The 21788-nt window shown below is 40.4% G+C and carries 20 protein-coding genes; 17 read left to right on the top strand and 3 right to left on the bottom strand.

Annotation, left to right across the window (positions count from 1 at the left end; genetic code table 11):
* The first annotated feature begins 21 nt into the window (after nucleotides 1–21).
* The 11 genes from B5X76_RS15370 (at nucleotide 22) to ftsZ (ending at nucleotide 14591) form a co-directional block, all read left to right on the top strand.
* Complete coding sequence (locus B5X76_RS15370) at nucleotides 22–432, top strand: FtsL-like putative cell division protein (protein ID WP_079644408.1); 411 nt, start codon at nucleotides 22–24, stop codon at nucleotides 430–432.
* 18 nt (nucleotides 433–450) lie between these two features.
* Nucleotides 451–2568 carry a penicillin-binding protein gene (locus B5X76_RS15365; RefSeq protein ID WP_079644407.1) on the top strand — a complete coding sequence of 706 codons (2118 nt, stop codon included), beginning with the start codon at nucleotides 451–453 and terminating at the stop codon, nucleotides 2566–2568.
* 2 nt (nucleotides 2569–2570) lie between these two features.
* Nucleotides 2571–4025 (top strand): UDP-N-acetylmuramoyl-L-alanyl-D-glutamate--2,6-diaminopimelate ligase, encoded by a 1455-nt coding sequence (locus B5X76_RS15360; RefSeq protein WP_079644406.1) that lies wholly within the window; start codon nucleotides 2571–2573, stop codon nucleotides 4023–4025.
* Nucleotides 4026–4034: 9 nt separating this feature from the next.
* The gene (gene mraY / locus B5X76_RS15355) at nucleotides 4035–5279 is read left to right on the top strand and encodes a phospho-N-acetylmuramoyl-pentapeptide-transferase (RefSeq protein WP_079644405.1); all 1245 of its coding nucleotides are present in this window, start codon (nucleotides 4035–4037) and stop codon (nucleotides 5277–5279) included.
* A 1-nt stretch (nucleotide 5280) separates the two neighbouring features.
* Nucleotides 5281–6654, top strand: a complete 1374-nt coding sequence (gene murD, locus B5X76_RS15350; RefSeq protein ID WP_079644404.1) for a UDP-N-acetylmuramoyl-L-alanine--D-glutamate ligase — start codon at nucleotides 5281–5283, stop codon at nucleotides 6652–6654.
* Nucleotides 6655–6783: 129 nt separating this feature from the next.
* On the top strand, nucleotides 6784–7977 hold the full coding sequence (locus tag B5X76_RS15345; RefSeq protein ID WP_079644403.1) for an FtsW/RodA/SpoVE family cell cycle protein: 1194 nt from the start codon (nucleotides 6784–6786) through the stop codon (nucleotides 7975–7977).
* 110 nt (nucleotides 7978–8087) lie between these two features.
* A complete protein-coding gene (gene murG, locus B5X76_RS15340) occupies nucleotides 8088–9185 on the top strand; it encodes an undecaprenyldiphospho-muramoylpentapeptide beta-N-acetylglucosaminyltransferase (RefSeq protein ID WP_079644402.1) in 1098 nt (365 codons plus the stop codon).
* 4 nt (nucleotides 9186–9189) lie between these two features.
* Nucleotides 9190–10542 carry a UDP-N-acetylmuramate--L-alanine ligase gene (murC, locus tag B5X76_RS15335; protein WP_079644401.1) on the top strand — a complete coding sequence of 451 codons (1353 nt, stop codon included), beginning with the start codon at nucleotides 9190–9192 and terminating at the stop codon, nucleotides 10540–10542.
* A 2-nt stretch (nucleotides 10543–10544) separates the two neighbouring features.
* Nucleotides 10545–11363 carry a cell division protein FtsQ/DivIB gene (locus B5X76_RS15330; RefSeq protein ID WP_079644400.1) on the top strand — a complete coding sequence of 273 codons (819 nt, stop codon included), beginning with the start codon at nucleotides 10545–10547 and terminating at the stop codon, nucleotides 11361–11363.
* Nucleotides 11364–11385: 22 nt separating this feature from the next.
* A complete protein-coding gene (gene ftsA / locus B5X76_RS15325) occupies nucleotides 11386–12750 on the top strand; it encodes a cell division protein FtsA (RefSeq protein ID WP_079644398.1) in 1365 nt (454 codons plus the stop codon).
* 134 nt (nucleotides 12751–12884) lie between these two features.
* Nucleotides 12885–14591 carry a cell division protein FtsZ gene (ftsZ, locus tag B5X76_RS15320; RefSeq protein WP_079644396.1) on the top strand — a complete coding sequence of 569 codons (1707 nt, stop codon included), beginning with the start codon at nucleotides 12885–12887 and terminating at the stop codon, nucleotides 14589–14591.
* A gap of 194 nt (nucleotides 14592–14785) precedes the next feature.
* Here ftsZ and B5X76_RS15315 read toward each other — a convergent pair whose 3' ends face one another.
* Entirely contained in the window at nucleotides 14786–15427 is a 642-nt protein-coding gene (locus tag B5X76_RS15315) for a response regulator transcription factor (protein WP_079644395.1), read from the bottom strand.
* Between the two features lie 205 nt (nucleotides 15428–15632).
* On the opposite strand from B5X76_RS15315, the gene mscL reads away from it, so the two are divergent.
* The 5 genes from mscL to tsaB all read left to right on the top strand — a co-directional run bounded on the left by mscL (nucleotide 15633) and on the right by tsaB (nucleotide 17738).
* Nucleotides 15633–16040: a large-conductance mechanosensitive channel protein MscL gene (gene mscL / locus B5X76_RS15310; RefSeq protein ID WP_079644393.1), complete on the top strand. Its 408-nt coding sequence runs from the start codon at nucleotides 15633–15635 to the stop codon at nucleotides 16038–16040.
* 136 nt (nucleotides 16041–16176) lie between these two features.
* Entirely contained in the window at nucleotides 16177–16335 is a 159-nt protein-coding gene (gene rpmH / locus B5X76_RS15305; RefSeq protein ID WP_079644391.1) for a 50S ribosomal protein L34, read from the top strand.
* 56 nt (nucleotides 16336–16391) lie between these two features.
* Nucleotides 16392–16781 carry a ribonuclease P protein component gene (gene rnpA / locus B5X76_RS15300; protein WP_079644390.1) on the top strand — a complete coding sequence of 130 codons (390 nt, stop codon included), beginning with the start codon at nucleotides 16392–16394 and terminating at the stop codon, nucleotides 16779–16781.
* Nucleotides 16765–17016 carry a membrane protein insertion efficiency factor YidD gene (gene yidD, locus B5X76_RS15295; protein ID WP_079644388.1) on the top strand — a complete coding sequence of 84 codons (252 nt, stop codon included), beginning with the start codon at nucleotides 16765–16767 and terminating at the stop codon, nucleotides 17014–17016. Before rnpA ends, yidD begins: the two co-directional genes overlap by 17 nt.
* A 29-nt stretch (nucleotides 17017–17045) precedes the next feature.
* Nucleotides 17046–17738, top strand: coding sequence for a tRNA (adenosine(37)-N6)-threonylcarbamoyltransferase complex dimerization subunit type 1 TsaB (gene tsaB, locus B5X76_RS15290; RefSeq protein ID WP_079644386.1), 693 nt, complete (start codon nucleotides 17046–17048; stop codon nucleotides 17736–17738).
* 10 nt (nucleotides 17739–17748) lie between these two features.
* Here the strand turns inward: tsaB and B5X76_RS15285 are convergent, their stop codons facing one another.
* Nucleotides 17749–18654 (bottom strand): magnesium transporter CorA family protein, encoded by a 906-nt coding sequence (locus B5X76_RS15285; protein WP_079644384.1) that lies wholly within the window; start codon nucleotides 18652–18654, stop codon nucleotides 17749–17751.
* Between the two features lie 188 nt (nucleotides 18655–18842).
* Nucleotides 18843–19571, bottom strand: coding sequence for an OmpH/Skp family outer membrane protein (locus B5X76_RS15280; protein WP_245801065.1), 729 nt, complete (start codon nucleotides 19569–19571; stop codon nucleotides 18843–18845).
* Between the two features lie 159 nt (nucleotides 19572–19730).
* On the opposite strand from B5X76_RS15280, the gene gyrB reads away from it, so the two are divergent.
* Nucleotides 19731–21689, top strand: coding sequence for a DNA topoisomerase (ATP-hydrolyzing) subunit B (gyrB, locus tag B5X76_RS15275; RefSeq protein ID WP_079644381.1), 1959 nt, complete (start codon nucleotides 19731–19733; stop codon nucleotides 21687–21689).
* Nucleotides 21690–21788 lie beyond the last annotated feature (99 nt).

Genomic DNA, 21788 nt, shown 5'->3' with positions numbered 1-21788 from the left:
GGGCGTGTAAAATAAAAAGGGATGTCTAGAAAAAACACGATACGTAACAAAGAGTTGAGTGAGGATGTTCAAGAGGAGATGTTTGAGGAGGTTGAGGAGAAGGTAGAGGAAACGCAGGATTTTATCCGAACGATTTTCTCGCCGAAAAAGATTTCAACTTATTTGGTGACCAAGAACTTGCCCTTTGTCGCCTTTCTGGTTTTTTTGACATTGATATATATATCAAACCGGCATTTGGCGGAGCGTACCGTACGTCAGATAGATCGGTTGGGTAAAGAGGTGAAGGAGTTGAGTTGGGATTATAAGTCGCTGTCGGCTGAGTTGATGAAGTTGACAACGCAGACAGAGATAGCAAAAAGGGCGGATACGCTAGGGTTGAAAGAACGGACGGAACCGCCTATAAAACTTGAGGTTTTAAAGGAAAAAAAGTAAGGATAACGGTTAGGTGGAATGAATATAAGGAAGTCCATATTAGTAAGAGTATACCTGGCTTTCGGGCTTATGGTGTTTGGGGCCTTGGCGGTTTTTGCCAAGTTGCTTCACTTGCAGTATGTGGACGGAAAAGAATGGAAGGCTATTGCTGATAGCTTGACGATTCAAGAACGTGTGGTAGAGGCTGCTAGAGGGAATATTTATTCGAATGATGGTAGTCTAGTGGCGACTTCGGTGCCGGAGTATGAGATTCGTTTTGATGCGATGGCTATCCCGTTGGAGCATAACGACGTTTTTAATCTGAAAGTGGACTCCTTGGCTATCCGGCTATCTGGTTTTTTTAAAGATAAGTCTTCGCGGCAATATCTAAATATGTTGAAGGAAGCTCGTAGTAAAAAGCAACGCTACGTACTCCTAAAAAGAGCAGTGTCTCATCAGGATCTGAAAGTGTTAAAGACCTTTCCGCTGATGAAAACATTTAAAGAGGGGAAAACCCGTTTTTCAAGTAGTCTGGTATCCGTTCGTCAAAACAAACGGATTCTGCCGTTTACGAATTTGGCAGCACGGACTATCGGTTATAAAAATGATGAATTCCGTGTAGGGCTGGAGGGTGCTTATGGGGATTATATTGAAGGTAAAAGTGGAGCGCAAATGATGCAGCGTATCGCTGGTGGTGTTTGGGTGCCATTGAATAGAGAGGTTGAAGTAGCGCCTGTCGATGGTTCGGATATCATCGCGACGATCGATGTCAACATGCAGGATATGGCACAACGTGCGCTAGGTAAGCAGATGAAAATCTCTAATGCGGATGAGGGGTGTGTGGTATTGATGGAGGTCGCTACGGGGGAAGTTCGTGCAATTGCAAACTTTACTAGAGATACAGATGGTGAATATCGGGAAAAATTTAACTATGCAATAGCACAGCGTGCTGATCCAGGATCAACATTCAAGTTGGCCTCTTATTTGGCGGCACTAGACGATGGGCTAATCGATACGAATACCATGGTGGATGTGGGGAATGGTACTTACAAAGTTCCTTCGCATACGATCCGGGATTCACACGCTCCTAAAAAGTCTTTGATGACTGCAAAGGAAGGTTTTGAGGCTTCATCCAATGTGGCTATCACGAAGTTGATAAATATGAAGTATGGTGAGAACCCTTCTAAATTTACTTCAAAATTGCACAGTTGGGGGTTAAATGATCCTTTAGGCTTGCAGATTCCAGGGGAAGCTACACCAGTGGTGAAGACGCCAAAGAATAAAAGTTGGAGTAAGTTGTCTTTAATTCAGATGGCTTATGGTTACGAGTTGTTGCTTACGCCATTGCAGACATTGGTCCTATTTAACGGGGTGGCTAATGATGGTAAAATGGTGGCGCCTCTTTTTGTAAAGGAGATTCGGCATTTGGGAAATACGGTGGAGAAATTTGAAGCGCGTGTTATTAACAAGCAAATGGCTTCTAGTGATGCGATAGCCAAAATGCAGCGTATGTTGGAAGGTGTGATGACGCAGGGGACGGGTAAAAAATTAACAAGCCCGTTATATACTTCTGCTGGAAAGACAGGTACAGCTCAGATGGCTGACAATTCGCGTGGGTATGGACAGCGAAGGTACCAATCTTCCTTTGCGGGATATTTTCCAGCGAAGAACCCGAAGTATTCGATGATCGTGGTGATTCGTAATCCGCGGAATGGATACTATGGTGGTTCGGTAGCAGGACCGGTGTTTAAAGAATTGGCTGATATGGTGTATGCGAATGATTTATCGTTGCATGGTACGTTTGCTACACGCGATGTAAATGTTGCCGGGACTAAAACACCGTTGACCTTAGCTGGATCTAAAGAAGCTTCGACTAAGGTGTATGAAGCCTTAGGGTTTACATCTTATAACTGGAACAGTATCGCACAAGGGGCAGGTGCGGATACCTCAAAAAAGGGAGTTCCTTTTGTGGAGGTATCTATTCGTGAAGGGGTGGTTCCTAATGTGGTAGGAATGGGATTGGTAGATGCGCTATATACGATGGAGAATGCAGGGTTCAAAAGCCGGGTGAATGGTAAAGGGAAGGTAGTTTCCCAATCGTTGTTGCCAGGTGAAAAATTGAAAATAGGGACAAATATTGCACTTGAATTGAACTAGATATGATATTAAAAGAGTTATTGCATGCAGTGCCTGTAATTCAGGTTGAAGGCTCGCTCGAAGTGGAGATCACTTCGGTGTGCTTTGACTCGAGAAAGGTTGATGCAGGGTCGCTATTCGTTGCGGTTCGAGGTGTACATACCGATGGACATTTGTTCGTAGACAAAGTTGCGGCGGCTGGAGCTGTAGCACTCGTTGTTGAAGAGCTACCGGCAGATATGCTGGATACGGTGACTTATTTATTAGTCAATGATAGTGCGTATGTATTGGGACTTATCGCGGGAAATTTTTACGGTAATCCGTCCAAAGACCTGAAGTTGGTCGGTGTGACTGGGACCAATGGAAAGACCACGGTAGCCACCTTATTGTTTAATCTTTTTAATCATCTTGGATATCAAGTGGGGTTGTTGTCTACTGTAGAGAATCGAATAGGTGACCGTGTCGTAACGGCAACTCACACTACTCCGGATCCAGTGGCTTTAAATCATTTGTTGCGGGAGATGGTGGATGAAGGCTGTGATTACTGTTTTATGGAGGTGAGTTCGCACGCTGTTGTACAGCAGCGAATTGCTGGATTGCGGTTTGCAGGCGGAATATTTACGAATATTACCCACGATCACTTGGACTTTCATAAGACCTTTAGCAATTATATTAAGGCGAAAAAAAGCTTTTTTGATGAGTTAGATCGTTATGCTTTTGCGTTAACGAATATTGATGATAAGAATGGTGCGGTTATGTTGCAAAACACCTTTTCGCACCGAAAAACTTATGGTCTGCAGAGTATGGCAGATTTTAAGGCTAAGGTGGTAGAGAGTCACTTTGATGGTATGTTGTTGCAGATCGATGGTCATGAAGTGTGGGTGAAATTGGTAGGTGGATTTAATGCATATAATATTTTAGCAGTATATGGTGCGGCCATTTTGTTGGAACAGGAAACGCTAAAAGTGTTGACTGCATTGAGTGAAATCACAGGGGCTGAAGGACGTTTTGAAACTGTTCGATCGGCCAAAGGAATTGTCGGGGTGGTCGATTATGCCCACACACCGGATGCGGTTGAAAATGTTTTGGAGACGATTCAGCAATTGCGTACAGGCGGACAACAGATTATTACGGTGTTGGGCTGTGGTGGCGATCGAGATAGAACTAAGCGGCCGGAAATGGCTAAAGTAGCGTTGAAGTACAGTGATAAATTAATTATCACTTCGGATAATCCACGTACGGAAGATCCATTGGCTATCATTAAGGAAATGGAAGCCGGTGTTCCTGCAGATAAAAAGAAAAATACGTTCAGTATTTCGGATAGAAGAGAAGCGATCCGTGCGGCTTGCCATCTGGCTTCGCCTGGGGATATCGTGCTTATCGCCGGAAAGGGACATGAGAAATATCAAGAGATCAATGGTGTGCGTCATCATTTTGATGATCGTGAAGAATTAGAAAATACATTTAACGAACAATAACGAGAGCCGATGTTATATTATTTATTTACTTGGTTACAAGAACATTTACATATTCCAGGGTCGGGACTGTTTCAGTACATTTCGTTCAGAACGGCCATGGCGGTTATTGTGTCTTTGATAATTACAACGGTATTTGGTAGTCGTCTGATTCGATTGTTGCATAAAAAGCAGGTCGGAGAAACTATTCGTGACTTGGGTCTAGAAGGTGAGAAGAAAAAGCAGGGTACACCGACTATGGGAGGATTGATTATCATCGCTGGTATTCTGATCCCTACACTGTTATTTGCTAAGCTTGACAATATATACGTGATCATCATGATCATTACGACTCTTTGGATGGGAGCTATCGGATTTTTGGACGATTATATCAAAGTGTTCCGTAAGAACAAAGAAGGATTGGCAGGCCGTTTTAAGGTGATTGGTCAGGTGGGGTTGGGGACATTGATTGCTATTACGATGTATTTCCACCCGGATATCGTTGTGCGGGAACAGGTGTCAAATCCGAGTTCGTCTAGACCAGTGGAGGTAGTTATTAATCCGCAGACCGGAGAAAAAACGTACGCGGAGAATGTCAAATCGACCAAAACGAATATTCCTTTTTACAAGAATAATGAGTTTGATTATTCTAAGGTGTTGGATGTGATTGGTTTGGAGGGTAAGTGGGCGACTTTTTTTCTGTTTCTGTTTGTTGTTGTTTTTATTGTTACCGCGGTGTCCAATGGCGCAAATATTACGGATGGGATTGACGGTTTGGCGACCGGGACTTCGGCTATTATCGGGATTACATTGGCAATATTGGCTTATGTGTCGGGTAATATCATTTTCTCTGATTACCTGAATATCATGTATATCCCGAACTCGGGCGAGTTGGTGATTTTTGCGGGAGCCTTTATCGGTGCATGTACGGGGTTTTTGTGGTACAATGCTTATCCAGCACAGGTTTTTATGGGAGATACAGGGTCTCTTGCAATTGGAGGTATAATCGCAGCTTTCGCAATTTTGATTCGGAAAGAATTACTGATTCCTGTTTTGTGTGGTGTGTTTTTGATTGAAAACATATCGGTCATTATGCAGGTTTCTTATTTTAAATATACGAAGAAGAGGTTTGGTGAGGGGAAACGGATTTTTCTGATGTCTCCATTGCATCACCATTATCAGAAAAAAGGATATCACGAAGCTAAGATAGTTACCCGCTTTGTAATCGTTGGGGTTATTTTGGCGATTTTGACAATAGTCACACTGAAAATTAGATAAGATGGCAAATATTGCTGATACATATTATCCCCAAAAAGGTCGCTTAGTAATCCTCGGCGCAGGAGAGAGTGGTGTGGGTGCTGCTATCCTAGGTAAGGATAAAGGCTTTGATGTGTTCGTGTCGGATCTTGGCGTTATTGCAGATAGCTACCAGAAGCAATTGCAAGATGAAGGGATCGCTTTTGAGAGTGGCCAACATACAGAAGCGGCTATTGTGAATGCAGATCTGATTGTGAAAAGCCCCGGGATCCCAGAAAAGGCTCCGTTGATAAAGAAGTTGAGAGACGCTGGTATACCGCTTATATCGGAAATTGAATTTGCAGCCCAGTATACGGATGCTCGTTTAATTTGTATAACAGGATCGAATGGGAAATCGACAACGACTATGCTGACGCATTACATGCTGCAAAAGGCGGGTCTAAAAGTTGGATTGGCTGGAAATATAGGAAAGAGTTTTGCCTTGCAGGTAGCACGCTCCGATTTTGACACCTATGTTTTGGAGATATCCAGTTTTATGCTCGACGATATGTATCATTTCAGAGCAGATGTGGCGGTATTGTTGAATATTACACCAGATCATTTGGATCGGTATGACTATAAGATGGAGAACTATGTGAATTCAAAATTTAGAGTGATCCAGAATCAAACGGCAGAAGATTTCTTTATCTACTGTAGTGATGACGAAGAAACAGTTAAGGCGTTGCCTAGATTTGATATAAAAGCTGTTATGCTGCCGATGACACAGGAAAATGTGGTGTCTCAGGGAGCCTACTTGAACGATAAAAAAGATATAATAATTAACACACCTAATAGAGAAATATTTGCGATGAATATTGAAGAGTTATCATTACAGGGAAGACACAACGTGTACAATAATATGGCGTCAGGTTTGGTCGCTAAGGTACAAGAGTTGCGCAATCAGACGATGAAGGAGAGTATGGGCTCTTATGTGAATATCCCGCACCGATTGGAGCATGTGGCATTTATAGGTGGGGTTAATTATATTAATGATTCTAAGGCTACCAACGTGAATTCGGTTTGGTATGCGTTGGAGAGTTTTTCTCCTGATATCGTTCTGCTTTTAGGTGGAGTGGATAAAGGAAATGATTATAACATGTTGCTGGATCTGGTAAAGCAGAAGGTAAAGGCGATTATCTGTATCGGTAAGGATACTTCGCGTATTCACGATGCATTTGAAGATGAGGTCGATGTAATTGTAAACAGTGCTTCTATGGAAGATGCTGTTCAGATTGCTTCGCACCTGGCTAAAAAAGGGGATACAGTATTGTTGTCTCCTGCTTGCGCAAGTTTTGATTGGTTTAAAAACTATGAAGAAAGAGGCGATAAGTTTAAGGAAGCTGTGATGGCTTTGTAGGTTGTCGAGTTAAGAGGTTATGAGTTGTCAAGTGAACTAGTTAAAAAGTTAAGAATTTAACGAGATTACAAGATCACATGATAACATGATCACACAATAACAAGTTAACTTGTTAACAATAAAAAGGGAATGGAACAAATATTTGCAAAACTAAAGGGAGATAAATGGATCTGGATTATCGTGATAATTCTATCAGGATGGTCTTTGCTTGCTGTTTATAGCTCCGTCGGTACACTTGCCTATAAGGAAGGTAAGGGGACCGAGATGTATTTGTTCAAGCATTTTTCGATCGTTGCGATTGGTTTGGTGTTGATGTATCTGTCTCATAAATTGGATTATAAGTGGTACGCCGGGATTTCAAAGATTTTGATGGTGATTACGATTCCTTTGTTATTGTATACCCTAATTTTTGGTAGTTCGGTGAATGATGCTTCCCGTTGGGTGACAATACCAGTAATTAATCAAACGTTCCAAACTTCGGATTTGGCGAAGTTGGCTTTGATTACATTTTTGGCAAGAATGCTTTCGCGAAAGCAGGAAGAAATTAAGGATGTCAAGAAGTCGTTCGTCCCTATAATGGGAGCTGTATGTGCGGTATTTGTTTTGATCGCATGGGCCAATCTTTCTACAGCATTGATGCTTTTCGGTACGAGTGTGTTGTTGTTGTTAATTGGTCGTATCTCTTTTAAGCAGATAGCATTGGTTACTGCAGGTGTGGGGGTTTTGGGATTGATCGTCATTTCGATAGGACCTCGTAGGGCAACTTATTTTAGTCGTATCGAAGGATTTTTTAAGACTGAAGAGGTGCACGAAAGTAATGTGCCATTTCAGGAGGATAAGAATTATCAGGCAAATAATGCGAAAATCGCTATTGCTACAGGTGGGGTATTCGGTAAAGGTCCAGGAAATAGTGTGCAACGTAACGTATTACCGCACCCTTATTCGGATTTTATTTTTGCCATCATTATTGAAGAGTATGGGACGATGGGAGGTGTTATTCTTCTGTTCTTGTATCTCGCACTGATGTATCGCTGTATCCGTATCGTGACGATGAGTCCCCGGGCATTTGGCGCTTTTCTGGCTGCTGGGTTGGGATTTAGTCTCACGATTCAGGCATTGGCAAATATGGCTGTTGCAGTTGGTTTAGGTCCGGTGACAGGAGTTCCGCTTCCATTGGTGAGTATGGGGGGGACTTCCATTTTGTTTACATCAGTGGCATTAGGGATAATTCTTTCTGTAAGTAGGAATATTGAAGAATTAAAAGGTAAAGAAGAATTGGACGAGGTGATAAAACCTAAAAGGGTTGTTGTCGGGACTATTTGATTTTAAGTTAATAAGGTTAATAGAGTTATAAAGTTACAAGGTTAATGAGTCTAGAGTTACGAGGTTAAAATCTCATATCTCAATACTCATTACTAAATACTAAACAAGTAATGGCGAATAAAGTAATCATCAGTGGTGGCGGTACAGGGGGACACATCTTTCCTGCGATAGCAATTGCTAATGCTTTGCGCCGTATTGAACCTGATGTTGAGATTCTATTTGTTGGGGCCGAGGGGAAGATGGAGATGGAAAAAGTGCCAGCAGCAGGTTACACGATAATAGGTTTGAATATTCAAGGATTCAACCGTTCGTCTTTGTTGAAGAATCTGTCTTTGCCATTTAAGATGGTGGATAGTTTGTTGAAGGCAAGAAGGATTATCAAAGACTTTAAAGCGGACGTCGCTGTGGGGGTAGGTGGGTATGCTTCCGGTCCGTTGTTGATGATGGCAAATATGATGGGCGTGCCTACGTTGATCCAGGAACAGAATTCGTTTGCGGGTAAAACGAATAAGAGTCTGGGCAAGAAGGCTAAGAAAGTCTGTGTTGCCTATGAGGGGATGGAGCAATTCTTTGCAAAGGAAAAGGTGCTGTTGACCGGAAATCCGGTTCGCCGTACGTCGGTAGATATTGAAGGTAAAAAAGGTGAGGCATTGGTTCATTTCGGTCTAGAAGGGGGCAAGAAAACTATTTTGGTGACAGGGGGAAGCCTTGGAGCAGGTACGCTCAATGACTGTGTGAAAAATAACATGGACAAGCTTAATGCAGCAGGTGTACAGGTTATCTGGCAATGTGGCGGGTACTATATCGATAAGCTGACTGCAGAGCTTGGTGGGAAACTTCCCCATAATATCAAAATGTCTGCTTTTCTACAGAAGATGGATTATGCTTATGCCGCAGCAGATCTTATTATTGCGAGGGCAGGTGCTGGTACTATTTCGGAGCTCTGTGTTGTAGGTAAGCCCGTTATTCTAGTCCCTTCGCCGAATGTGGCAGAGGATCATCAGACTAAAAATGCTATGGCATTGGTAAATAAAGATGCCGCAGTGATGGTGAAAGATGTGGATGCTAGAACTGTTCTTTTGGATAGGGCGATTGCATTATTGCAGGATGAAGAGACTTGCCAAAAGTTGGCAACCCATATTAAAGCGTTAGCACTATTAGATGCTGATGAAGTAATAGCTAGAGAGGTATTGAAATTAATTAAGTAGGAGTATGAATATTGATCAAATAAAAAGAGTTTACTTAATCGGTGTCGGTGGGATCGGGATGAGTGGTTTGGCTCGTTACTTTCATAAGTTGGGGTGTGCGGTGAGTGGTTATGACAAGACGGAAACCGAATTGACAATGGCTCTGGTAAAGGAGGGGATTCCAGTTATTTATACGGATGATGTGGCGTTGATTGATACTGATTTTGTAGTTCCTTCGGAAGAGTCTTTAATTATATATACTCCAGCAATCCCTGCTGATCTGAAAATAAAGAACTATTTTTTGGAAAAGGGTTTTGAGCTTTTTAAGCGCTCGCAGGTGTTGGGTTTGATCAGTGCTAGTCGTTTTACGATTGGTGTCGCCGGGACGCATGGAAAAACGACAACATCGACAATGATTGCTCATATCTTAAAGGATTCGGGATATGATTGTTCGGCTTTTCTAGGTGGGATAAGTTCAAACTATAATACGAATGTCCTTTTTGGGGCTAATAACGTGGTGGTAGTGGAAGCTGATGAATACGATCGTTCTTTTTTGACTTTGCATCCAGATATCGCTATAGTTACTTCGGCAGATGCAGATCATTTGGATATTTATGGTGATGAATCGCATTTGATCACCTCGTTTGAAATGTATTTGGATAGAGTTGTTGACGGAGGAAAACGGATCGTTAAAACAGGATTGCCTTTTGCCGGTGATATCAGTTATTCAAAGGATGGCCCGGCAGATGTATATGCACAAAATATACATGTTAAAGACGGACAGTTTTATTTTGATTATGTCGGTGCTGATGTTACGATTGAACAGGTGTTACTAGGTATACCTGGACTTCATAATGTAGAGAATGCGGTCGCGGCTATAACAGTAGCGAGATTGCTAAAGATAGAAGACCAAAAGATTGTAGCTGCACTGGCTAATTTTAAAGGTGCAAAGCGTCGTTTTGAATTTATTGTTAGAAACGAAAAGCATATATATATCGATGATTATGCACATCATCCTGAAGAATTGAGAGCTTTTCTGAGTTCAATGCGCAAGTTGTATCCCGAAAAGAAATTGACGGTGGTTTTCCAGCCTCATTTGTTTACCCGTACCCGGGATTTTATAGATGGGTTTGCGGAGGTTTTGGGTATGGCAGATGAGCTGTTGCTTATGGAGATATATCCAGCGAGAGAGTTGCCGATTGAAGGAGTAACTTCGTCCTGGTTGCTCGATAAGGTTGATTTAATAAATAAACGGGTAGTGAGCCCTCAAGAGGTCTTAACCATAGCACAAGACGAACAGCCGGAGTTACTGGTTACTGTCGGAGCGGGAGATATAGATAGATTGGTGAGACCGTTGAAAGATATATTGGAGAAGTAGATATGAGCAATATCAGATGGAGCGTAGTTTTTTACATTTTTTTAGGTCTAGTGACCTTTATTGGGTTAGCTATGCTTATGAGTCTGGTTGTGAAAAAGGATCGGGTGCAAGCTTGTAAAACGTTAAAAGTTGTTGTTGAGGGTAAGGAAACATTTATTGATCAACACGATATTTCAAAGATGATCGATCAAAAGTTTGGTGCCGTGGTAGGGAAAGACCTAAAAACGATAAAGGTTGAGCAGATTGAGAAGGAAATTGAAAAGCTGCCTTATGTGTCGAATGCGGAAGTGTACTTGGATATGGATGGTACAGTGCAGGTTACGGTTCAGCAGCGGGAGGTTGTACTCCGTATTATCAATAAGGCCGGACGTGAGTACTATGTAGATCGTTCCGGGAAGAAAGTACCTGTCACGTTGAAATATGTACCGCATGTGATGGTTGCGAATGGTAATATCACAGAGGGCTATAAACAACCTCTGGAGGAGATCGAGTCCAAATTGGTGCAGGACTTGGTGACAGTTGTCGATCATGTTCGCGGAGATGAGCTTTGGGAAAATCAGATCGTTCAAATATTTGTAAACGATCAGCGGGATATCGAATTGATACCTAGAGTCGGTAAAGAGGTTTTGGTGATCGGATCAGCAGACTCGTTGGGGTATAAATTGAGACGACTAGAGGCGTACTATAAGAATATCCTTCCAAAAGTAGGTAGTGATGCCTATGAGAAGGTGAACGTCAAGTATGGCGGACAGATCATTTGCGAACGTAGGGGAAACTGGTTTATCGACAGTTTGCAAATGAAAATTAATATGAAGAATTAAAATACAGCATAATATACAGCATATGAAACCAAGAATTACAGAAATTGAAAGAGAGAATCCAATCGTCGTAGGATTGGATATCGGTACAACAAAGATTTGTGTTACTGTTGGAAGACGCAGTGGTTCGAATAAGATTGAGTTGTTGGGAGTTGGTAAAGCCGAATCAGCAGGAGTCAACCGTGGGGTAGTCGCTAATATTCAAAAGACGGTTTTCAGCATTAGAGAGGCGGTATCCTCTGCAGAAGGACAGTCCAATGTGGATATTAAAGTGGTGAATATCGGGATAGCAGGACAGCATATCAAGAGTATTCAACATCGTGGTATCTTGACCAAAAGCGATGATGATGAAATTGGTAGAATCGATGTTGAGCGTTTGATCTCGGATATGTACAAATTGGTGCTTCCTCCGGGCGAAGAGATAATCCACGTATTACCTCAGGAGTTTACGATCGATAATGAACCAGGGATCAAAGAGCCTATTGGTATGGCAGGACGTCGTATGGAAGCTAACTTTCATATTATTTCAGGCCGAGTGACGGATATCAAAAATATTAAGAAATGTGTTGATAACGCTGATTTAGAAGTTTCTTCGTTAGTGTTGGAGCCATTAGCATCTTCCGAGGCTGTATTGGATGATGAAGAAAAAATGGCTGGTGTTGTACTTGTTGATATCGGTGGTGGTACTACGGATGTGGCTATTTTCCACGAAGGTATTATCCGCCATACTGCTGTAATTCCATTAGGGGGTAATATTGTAACTGAAGATATCCGTCAAGGTTGTGCTGTACTTAGAAACCAGGCGGAACAGTTGAAAGTGAGATATGGATCAGCATTGGCTGATGAAAATAAAGAAAATGAAGTAATATGTGTACCTGGTATTCGTGGACGTGATTCAAAAGAGATTTCGGTCAAAAATCTAGCGTATATAATTCAGGCTCGTATGGAAGAAATCATCGAGCACGTGTATTACGAGATAAAATCTTCAGGTTACGAAGATAAATTAATTGCTGGTATCGTTATTACTGGTGGTGGAGCGCAATTGAAACATTTGGTTCAGTTGGTCGAGTATATCACCGGAATAGACTGTCGTATCGGTTACCCGAATGAGTATCTTGCTAAAACAGATATGTTGAACAAGCAGACATTTGAGGAAATGAAAAGTCCAATGTATGCAACAAGTATTGGTCTTTTGATTAAAGGTATTCAGGTTATAGAGGACGAGGAGGCTGCACATCAAGAAATCGCAAGCAAGAAAACAGAAAGAACACCTGTGAAGGAGATCGCAGAAAAACAAAGTAAAAAGGAGAGTTGGTTTACTAAAATTATTTCTGAATTCATTAAGGATAATCAAGAGATTGATGACGATACTTTTATAGGTAAGAAATAATTTTCAACACAGGGAGGTTTTTTCCACAATTTAACAAATGTGGAAAACTGTTGTGGATATTTTGGTATTATTACATTCGAATTGTTGAGTTTGGTATTGATCGGTAGCTTGGCAGTTCATAAAAATAGGATATTATGTCGATACAATTTGAAATGTTAAAGGAGCAATCATCTATAATCAAGGTTATAGGTGTTGGTGGTGGCGGTGGAAATGCCGTAAATCACATGTACAAGCAAGGGATTAGTGGTGTAGATTTTATTGTGTGCAACACAGATGCGCAAGCGTTGGAGTTGAGCCCAATTCCTAACAAAGTACAATTGGGAGCTAGTCTTACAGAAGGTATGGGTGCTGGTGCTGATCCTGATGTTGGTGAGAATTCTGCTATCGAAAGTATCGACGATATCAAGAGAATGTTAGGTGCCAACACTAAAATGTTGTTTATTACTGCTGGAATGGGTGGTGGTACGGGAACTGGGGCTAGTCCAGTACTCGCTAAAGCGGCGAAGGAGATGGGGATTTTGACAGTAGCAATTATTACAACTCCTTTTACATTTGAAGGTAAGAAACGTCGTTCGCAAGCTGAAGAAGGCTTGAATGAATTGCGCAAGTATGTAGATTCTTATCTTGTAATCTCAAATGACCGCCTTCGCGAGATTTTTGGTAATCTTACGATGACTGCGGCTTTTGCGAAAGCAGATGATATATTGACTACAGCAGCGAAAGGTATTGCTGAGATTATTACTATTCCTGGTTATGTCAACGTGGACTTTAAAGATGTGCGTACCGTTATGAATGATAGCGGGGTAGCAATCATGGGTAATCACGTTGCATCAGGCGAAGATAGAGCGATTAAAGCTGTAACGGGTGCATTAGCATCTCCACTGCTTAAGGATAATGAAATCGAAGGAGCGCGTTACATCTTGTTGAATATTACTTCTGGTAAGACCGAGGTGACCATGGATGAGGTTGCGATCGTTACTGATTTTATTCAAGAGAAGGCAGGATTGACTGCGGATTTAATTTGGGGTAATTGTATCGATGAGGCTCTAGAGGAAAATCTATCTGTAACTATTATTGCTACGGGATTTCAGACTTCAGAAGAGCGTATAAAGGAGAAAGAAAAAGAAAAGGTAGCGTTGCCTTTGACTCCTGAGTCATCAAGTTCTTTTGTTAAACCTGTTTCTCAGAACCAGTTTGCGGAGAGAACGATCGAGTCAAGAGTGGATAATTACATAAAGCCAATGACTCCTACCAATGTGGTGGAGGAGAAGGTTACTGTTCCTCAAGCCGATTTATTTACGGCCCCGGTAAAGCCTACAGGTTTCACAAATTCTAATGTGCAGGCTGAACCTCAAGTTGTAAGACACACATTAGATGTGCAAGATGATTTTGTTGAAGAAAAGGAAGAGAATCATGGTTTTGAGTTAAAGACCTCACCTTCAGTTTTCGAATTCAAGCTACCTACTGTATTTGATGCGTACGAGGAGAAGGTTGATGAGGAAGTGGAAAGTCAGGTAAATAATATAGTGAGTTCGAGCGCTGCGCCAACAATGAATGTCGCGAGCACTACAGTTAAGGTTGAAGAAGAAGTGAATTTTGAAGATCAGCTTTTAAAAACTAAGGAACGTATATTGCGCCTGAAGGAGTTGAGTATGAAGCTTAAATCTTCAAACGGATTACAGGAGTTAGAAAATGAGCCGGCTTATAAAAGAAAGCAAAAAACTTTAGAAGATGTGCCTCATTCTGCGGATTCGCAAGTGTCTCGTTTTACCCTATCATTTGACGAGGGTGTTACAGAGATTCGTTCAAACAATTCGTTTTTGCACGATAATGTAGATTAAGAAGGTATTATATAAAGAATCATATGCTGTGAAAACGGTCGAATGCCTAAGGTATTCGACCGTTTTTTATAAGGAGAGCGCTAGCTCTTTATTCTTGGTGCTTTAGATCGCTTTTACCGATGTTTTGGTAGCGGTCTGTAGGTGTGTTGTGTCTGTAATTTAAATCGCATATAACAGACTGGTCCTGCCGGATGTTAATCTTTGGCGTGTAGCTTGAATAGTTCTATAAGATCTGGGATGTTACTAACTGCCAGTTTTTCGAATATTCTACTTTTGTATGTGCTCACTGTTGATGAGCTTAATGCTAAAAGATTCGATACCTCAAGGATACCATGTCCTTCGATTAAATGCTTAGCGACATCCATTTCTCTGTTGGACAGTTTGTTCAAAGGGTTGACACGATCTATAGATGACTTTGTACTTGTTAGTTTTTGGACGTATAGATCCTTTACTTCGTTGGACATGTACTTTCCGCGATCCTGGATGCTTTGAATGGCATTAGCGAGTTCTTCCATGGCTGTGTTTTTATTGAGGTATCCAGCTGCTCCGGCTTCTATATAGCGTAGCGCATAGATATTTTCGTCATAAGAAGAAAAAACCAATATTTTGAGGTCATGTTGTAGATTAAGTATTTCACTGATAACCTTAATATTGTTGCCTCCAGGCATGTTGATGTCTAAAAGCAATAAGTCAAATTTTTCAAATTTCAGATGATCATAGACCTCTTTGATAGTGACTGCATTAGTTATAGAAATATCATTGAATTTTTCGTTAATCACTACGGCAGCCCCTAATCTAACTATGCTGTGGTCATCTGCGATGAGTATCTTTTTCATAAAGAGGGATGTACGTTTTATACTTTAGCAATTATTTTAGCACTGGCTTGAATAGGGTAATGCTAATGCAAACATACGAAATAATCATATATATACTCTGTTGTCTACATTAATTAATAATAAAAAAATCGGATTGGATGGAGGTAGTTTTGATTATTATCGTTATTATTGTGTGTATAATTGGTAAACAAAACATTGATAAATTATGGGATTTTTAAAGGAGTTTAAAGAATTTGCAATGCGCGGCAGTGTATTAGACCTAGCTGTCGGTGTTGTAATCGGTGGTGCTTTTGGTAAAATTGTCACTTCTCTTGTTGACGATATTATTATGCCTCCTATAGGTTTTATTACAGGTGGTGTAGATTTTAGTAAGTTGAAGTACGTTATTACAGAAGCTAATGCTGCTGCCGGAGTTGAGGAAGTGGCTATTAAGTACGGTAACTTTGCAAACGTAATTATTCAGTTTTTGATTATCGCATTTTGTATTTTCTTGGTTATTAAGGGGATAAATTCGCTTAATAAAAAGGAAGAGGCGGCTCCTGCAGCGCCACCAGCTCCAACCAAAGAAGAGACTTTGCTTACAGAGATTAGAGATATTCTAAAAAATAAATAGCCAGTCCATTCAAGAAGGTGTTGTGGCATAAACTTTTTGCTTTTAGTGCTTGATAGTTTAGAAATAATACAGTACTTTTGCATTCCTGTTTAAGGATAATTATTGGTTAGAATATAAAAAAATATAATAAAGCGTCATGAAAAGAACATTTCAGCCTTCGCAAAGAAAAAGAAGAAACAAACACGGCTTCAGAGAGCGTATGAGCACAGCTAATGGTAAACGAGTATTAGCTTCTCGTAGAGCTAAAGGAAGAAAACGTCTTACTGTTTCTGACGAGTACCGCCACAAAGGCTAGTCTTTTTTTTAGCGCCGGTGACTTTAACTGTGCCATTCGGACTTTAACGTCATCGAATGAGAAAAACATTTAAAAAAGAAGAACGACTATGTAACAAAAGTTTATTAAGTAAGCTTTTTCATAGTGGTTCTTCTTTTGTTGTATACCCTTTTCGGGTGGTGTATATGGATATACCATTAGATCGTATTAAATCGCCTGTCAATGTGGTGATTTCCGTTTCTAAACGGAGATTTAAAGCCGCACATGATCGAAATCGGATTAAGCGTTTGATGCGTGAGGTGTATCGTTTGCAAAAAGCTGACCTTTTGTATCCTTCTGTAAAGTTACGTTCTTTGGGCCTGTTGTTAGCAATTCAGTATGTTGGTAAGGAAGAAATGCCATTCGCAACGATGATGGGCAAGATGGAAAAGGCATTAAAGCAATTGGTTGATGAAGGTAATCAGTAAGATTGGTGCACTTGGTGTCAGGGTTTTGAAAGAAATCTTTTTGTTGATAATCCGATTGTATCAACTTCTAATTTCTCCATTGTTGGGTGCTAACTGTCGATATACACCGACCTGTTCGCAATATGGTAAGGAAGCCATTATAAAGTATGGCCCTTTTAAGGGAGGATGGTTAGCGATAAAGCGTATAGCTAGTTGCAATCCCTGGGGTGGACATGGACATGATCCTGTTCCTTAAATTGATATATTTTCTGAATATATAATTCTATGAGTAACTACATATTACAAATCGATACCGCAACAGAAATCTGTTCAGTCTCTATAAGTGCTGATGGTGTGCTTATAGGCGAATATGCCGTGCAAGAGGTGAATGTTCACGCTTCTATGTTGACTGTTTACATCGATCGACTATTGAAGGAGTTATCTCTGGATTATAAAGACCTGTCTGCTGTGGCCGTAAGCAAGGGGCCAGGTTCCTACACTGGGCTACGGATTGGTGTGTCTACCGCAAAAGGACTGTGTTATGCGCTTGACATCCCTCTGCTTGGAATAAACACATTGGATAGTATGTTTGAGGGCTATGCGACGCATTTTGGCTTAGCGGATGACTGTCTGTATGTTCCAATGTTGGATGCGCGACGTATGGAGGTTTATATGGCCATTTTTGACAGTTCAAGAAACTCTGTAAAGGATACCGCAGCTGTTATCGTTGATATGGATACTTTTGATGCTTTTCCTCAAAAAAAGATTGTACTTTTTGGATCTGGAGCGAATAAACTAGGGGAACTACTAAGCGACCGAAAGCATATTATGATTGACGATCAGTATCGACATTCCTCAACTTATCTTAGTAAGATTGCTTTTCAGCGATTACAGCGCAAAGAGATTGAGGACCTGGTCTATTTTGAGCCGTTTTATCTTAAAGAGTTTGTTGCGACGGTATCCAAGAAGCTGATTTGATCGGCGTGACTTATAGCCATCTTTTTCTTTTAAACCAATAATATATTAATACGGATAAAATTGTCATAGCAATCAGTATTCCTGCATATCCGTATTCCCATTCCAGTTCTGGCATGTGTTCGAAATTCATACCGTATACGCCCACAATAAAAGTCAGTGGCATGAAAAACACCGATATTATCGTCAGTGTACGCATGATTTCGTTGGTATGATTGGATTCAATGTTGAAGTAGATATTCAGCAATTGAGATGTGTTTTCTGATATATTTCTGAAGAGGGTATTGGTTCTGGAAAATGAATCCCTAAGATCTTGGGTGTATATGTTTTTGTATTCTGGCATATGGAAGTAATCGACAATATCCTTGTATAACGTCAAAACACTTCGGATTACGTCAATTTGTCTTTTGATGTAATATAGCTTCTTAAGAAATGGTTTTCTTCTATGGTGTAAAAATACAATCTCCTCATAGTAGTCAAGCTGTAGCGCCATTTTTCCTAAAACTAGGTTTTCAAATGTTTTTAATGCATCAGACACGAGGCCGTTAACTAGTGTCTTGCTAGATTGTAGTCTGCGATGTGATCTTTCAGTTGTCTTGATGCGTTCGAGGAAATCAATCTCGTTGCGATGTACCGTGATGACGAAATTTTCGTTGTAAAATAAAGATATTCGTTCGGTTACTTCGACTAAAGAATCTGACTCTTCGTCAAACTTATTAGGGATAGAACGTATTATTAAGAAATGGTAGTTTTCGAATTCCTCTATTTTGGGAAGGTGCCCGGTTTCGATACAGTCCCGTATGGAGGCTTCGTTGAGCTTGTACTTTTCTTTTAATTCATGAAAGTCCTCGAGTTTAGGGTTGGATATATCTATCCATTCAAAGCTACTTTCTGGATGTTGGAGGATGTATGTAACCATTTTAGGATAAGACGCTTTAATTTTGTTTCAAAATAATGATATTCATTTGAATTCGCAAAGTGGTCGTTCAAATAAAAGGTTCATATTATGCCATAATGAGTTAAAACGAATCAATAGTGCGGGTACTTTCCAAAAAAAAGGGATTCAAGTATCTTGAATCCCTTAGTTCTATATAAAAAAGTTTAGTTTTATTTTTTATCAGCTGGTTTCTTTGTGTTGTATTCCTTATTCAATGCTTCTACCACTTCCTTAGTGATGTCTAATTTTGAATCGGCATAAACAACAGCAGGGTTTGTTTTAGAGTAAGTTAAAACAAACTGATAACCTTTTTCTTCTGCATGTTTTTTCAAGTATTCTGTGATAGCGTTGTAAACGGCATTAAATTCAGTAGCTTCGTCTTGAGCTAATGATTGTGATGCATTTTGGTCAAGTCGACCTAACTCATCTTGTTTACGTGCTAATTTTTCCTCGGTAGCTTGACGTTCAGATGCGCTCATCGTTGCGGCTTTTTGTTGGTATTCTGCTACTTCGCGTTGAAAGGCCTGACCTTTGGATTGTAGATCAGTCTGCGCTTTCTTTACTTTAGCTTCCAATTTGGTCTTGATGTCTTTGAAATAAACATACTTTTCAGAAAGCGTGTCCGAATTTACATAGACAATTTTTTCTTGATTTTTGGATGGGGAAACAGCTGTGCTATCGTTCTTTGTAGAAGTTGTATTTGGGGCATTTTGATTACATGCCGTAACTGCCATTGCCAAGCCTAATCCTAAAGTAACTTTTGATAAGTTTGCTAAAAATCTATTCATTCTTTTGTCTATTTTCAGTTTAAAAAACAAACCTACTATAAAAAAATTACAAATCCATCTTTTTAGTCGTTTTGTAAATAAAAAATGTGTTTTTAGCGGTATTTTACGCAAGCTATTGCTTGCTTAAGTGCCTAATTTTTATTAACTTTGAGAGTTAATTTTTATGGGTAGTGTTGTCTTTTGTTAGATCAATATAGATCTTAGAAAATACTTCTTATTTTGATTGGGGATAATGCTGCATAAAGATTTTTTCTGTTTTTAATTTATTTCATGAGCGAAGAAAAAAAGAATCCTACAACGTATTCAGCTGATAATATTCAGGTATTAGAGGGATTGGAAGCTGTACGTAAACGCCCCTCCATGTATATTGGAGATACAGGCCCTAAAGGTTTACACCATTTAGTTTATGAGGTTGTTGACAACTCTATTGATGAGGCTGTTGCTGGTTACTGTAATGACATCTTTGTAACGATCCATAAGGATAACTCCATCTCCGTAAAGGATAATGGTAGAGGTATTCCTACCGGGATAAATAAGAAGGAAAATAAGTCTGCCTTAGAGTTGGTAATGACGGTACTTCACGCAGGTGGTAAGTTTGATAAAGATACTTATAAGGTGTCTGGAGGTCTGCATGGTGTTGGGGTATCTTGTGTGAACGCATTGTCGATTCATTTGAAGGCTGAAGTACATCGTGAAGGTAAAGTATTCAATCAAGAATATGAGCGCGGTAAGCCAATGTATGAGGTGAAGGAAGTGGGTGTTTCTGACAAAAATGGTACTATAGTTACATTTAAGCCAGACGCTGAAATCTTTACGCAAACGACTATTTATAATTATGACACATTAGCTAATCGTCTTAGAGAGCTCGCATTCTTGAATAAAGGGATTACATTGACTTTATTAGATGAGCGTGAGACGAATGAGGATGGCTCAGAAAAGAAAGATGTGTTTTTATCCGAGGGCGGACTTCAGGAGTTTGTCAAGTTCTTAGATGGTAATAGACATGCATTGATCCCTACGCCAATCTATTTGGAAGGAATAAAGCAAGGTATTCCGGTAGAGCTTTCGTTTCAATACAATGATACCTATTCTGAGAACGTACACTCTTACGTTAATAACATTAATACAATAGAAGGCGGAACGCACGTTGCAGGTTTTCGTAGAGGTTTAACTAGGATACTTAAAAAGTATGCTGACGAATCTGGTCTGTTGAAAAACTCAAAAGTTGAAGTTACTGGTGATGATTTTCGTGAAGGCCTAACAGCGGTTATTTCTGTAAAAGTCGCAGAACCTCAATTTGAAGGGCAGACGAAAACAAAACTGGGAAATACGGAAGTTATGGGCGCGGTGGATGTCGCGGTCGGAGAGATTTTGGGCGTCTATTTGGAGGAAAACCCGAAAGAAGCTAAAATTATAGTTCAAAAGGTAATTATAGCCGCTCAAGCAAGAGCTGCCGCACGTAAAGCTCGTGAATTGGTGCAGCGCAAGACTGTAATGAGTGGTTCAGGTTTACCTGGAAAGCTGGCAGATTGTTCGAGTAACGACCCTTCGATATGTGAGATATTTTTTGTCGAGGGAGATTCGGCGGGGGGGACAGCCAAACAAGGACGTGACCGTAACAATCAAGCTATCATGCCACTTCGCGGTAAGATCTTGAACGTAGAGAAGGCAATGGAGCACAAAATCTACGAGAACGAAGAAATCAAAAATATGTTTACTGCCTTGGGCGTTTCTGTTGGTACAGAAGAGGATCCTAAAGCATTGAACATGGCTAAACTAAGATATCACAAGATTATCATCATGACGGATGCGGATGTCGATGGTAGCCACATTGCTACGTTGATCTTGACTTTCTATTTCCGGTATATGCGCGAGCTAATCGAAAAAGGATATATTTATATAGCGACTCCTCCTTTGTATTTGGTTAAAAAAGGTAAGGATTTTCAATATGCTTGGAATGAAGACCAACGTCTAGCTGCGATACAGCGTTTGAAAGGAACGGGAAAAGAGGATTCAGTACATGTACAGCGTTATAAAGGTCTTGGTGAGATGAATGCAGAGCAGCTATGGGACACAACAATGAATCCTGAGTATCGTACATTACGTCAAGTTACGATAGAAAATGCAGCAGAGTCTGATCGCGTATTTTCTATGTTGATGGGAGATGAGGTAGCTCCTCGAAGAGAATTTATTGAAAGAAATGCAAAGTATGCTAGAATAGATATCTAGAAGACTAATTACGTTATTTCGGAAGCCAGATAGTGAAAACTATCTGGCTTTTTTTATGTGATGATTTTTTAACTCGTTGGATATAATCTGTGATTCATC

This window comes from Sphingobacterium nematocida, from assembly GCF_900168125.1.
In the GTDB taxonomy this organism is placed as follows: Bacteria; Bacteroidota; Bacteroidia; order Sphingobacteriales; family Sphingobacteriaceae; genus Sphingobacterium; species Sphingobacterium nematocida.
Note: the sequence above shows the minus strand (reverse complement) of the source record. Positions and strands in the feature narration are given on the sequence as shown.

Coding starts and splice junctions, on each gene's coding strand:
- B5X76_RS15370 (WP_079644408.1), top strand. CDS start 22: ATGTCTAGAAAAAACACGATACGTAACAAAGAGTTGAGTGAGGATGTT.
- B5X76_RS15365 (WP_079644407.1), top strand. CDS start 451: ATGAATATAAGGAAGTCCATATTAGTAAGAGTATACCTGGCTTTCGGG.
- B5X76_RS15360 (WP_079644406.1), top strand. CDS start 2,571: ATGATATTAAAAGAGTTATTGCATGCAGTGCCTGTAATTCAGGTTGAA.
- mraY (WP_079644405.1), top strand. CDS start 4,035: ATGTTATATTATTTATTTACTTGGTTACAAGAACATTTACATATTCCA.
- murD (WP_079644404.1), top strand. CDS start 5,281: ATGGCAAATATTGCTGATACATATTATCCCCAAAAAGGTCGCTTAGTA.
- B5X76_RS15345 (WP_079644403.1), top strand. CDS start 6,784: ATGGAACAAATATTTGCAAAACTAAAGGGAGATAAATGGATCTGGATT.
- murG (WP_079644402.1), top strand. CDS start 8,088: ATGGCGAATAAAGTAATCATCAGTGGTGGCGGTACAGGGGGACACATC.
- murC (WP_079644401.1), top strand. CDS start 9,190: ATGAATATTGATCAAATAAAAAGAGTTTACTTAATCGGTGTCGGTGGG.
- B5X76_RS15330 (WP_079644400.1), top strand. CDS start 10,545: ATGAGCAATATCAGATGGAGCGTAGTTTTTTACATTTTTTTAGGTCTA.
- ftsA (WP_079644398.1), top strand. CDS start 11,386: ATGAAACCAAGAATTACAGAAATTGAAAGAGAGAATCCAATCGTCGTA.
- ftsZ (WP_079644396.1), top strand. CDS start 12,885: ATGTCGATACAATTTGAAATGTTAAAGGAGCAATCATCTATAATCAAG.
- B5X76_RS15315 (WP_079644395.1), bottom strand. CDS start 15,427: ATGAAAAAGATACTCATCGCAGATGACCACAGCATAGTTAGATTAGGG.
- mscL (WP_079644393.1), top strand. CDS start 15,633: ATGGGATTTTTAAAGGAGTTTAAAGAATTTGCAATGCGCGGCAGTGTA.
- rpmH (WP_079644391.1), top strand. CDS start 16,177: ATGAAAAGAACATTTCAGCCTTCGCAAAGAAAAAGAAGAAACAAACAC.
- rnpA (WP_079644390.1), top strand. CDS start 16,392: ATGAGAAAAACATTTAAAAAAGAAGAACGACTATGTAACAAAAGTTTA.
- yidD (WP_079644388.1), top strand. CDS start 16,765: ATGAAGGTAATCAGTAAGATTGGTGCACTTGGTGTCAGGGTTTTGAAA.
- tsaB (WP_079644386.1), top strand. CDS start 17,046: ATGAGTAACTACATATTACAAATCGATACCGCAACAGAAATCTGTTCA.
- B5X76_RS15285 (WP_079644384.1), bottom strand. CDS start 18,654: ATGGTTACATACATCCTCCAACATCCAGAAAGTAGCTTTGAATGGATA.
- gyrB (WP_079644381.1), top strand. CDS start 19,731: ATGAGCGAAGAAAAAAAGAATCCTACAACGTATTCAGCTGATAATATT.